At 67.0% G+C, this 394-nt stretch carries 1 protein-coding gene; it reads left to right on the forward strand.

The features are described 5' to 3' along the window. Positions 1 to 394, forward strand: a 394-nt coding sequence (locus tag E0T84_RS31680) for a LuxR C-terminal-related transcriptional regulator (RefSeq protein ID WP_138746435.1), incomplete at both ends; no start/stop codon positions are given.

Below are 394 nucleotides of genomic sequence, written 5' to 3' on the forward strand. Positions count from 1 at the left end.
CGGCCAACCAGATCCGTACCCTGGTGGCCCTGCGCGAATCCCTCGAACGCCAGGCTCTGGCCATGGCGGTATGCGACCGCTACGGCGTGCTGCATTGCGCCGAACGCGGCTTCGTCGACCTGCTGCTCGGCGCCTGGCCGGGCTGGACCGGTCCGCAGCTGCCGGAGGAAACCAGCCCGCAGGGCTATCGCGATGCGCGCCTGGTGATCGACTCGCGGCAGGTCGGCGACCTCTACCTGCTCACCGCGCGGCAACCGAGCGTGATCGAACAGTTGAGCAATCGCGAAGGCGACGTCGCCCTGCTGTTCAGCGAAGGCAAGACCTACAAGCAGATCGCCCGCGACCTTGGCCTGGCGCCGAACACCGTGCGCCATCACATACGCACCATCTATTC

It is taken from the genome of Mycobacterium sp. DBP42, assembly GCF_005924235.1.
Lineage (GTDB): Bacteria > Actinomycetota > Actinomycetes > Mycobacteriales > Mycobacteriaceae > Mycobacterium > Mycobacterium syngnathidarum.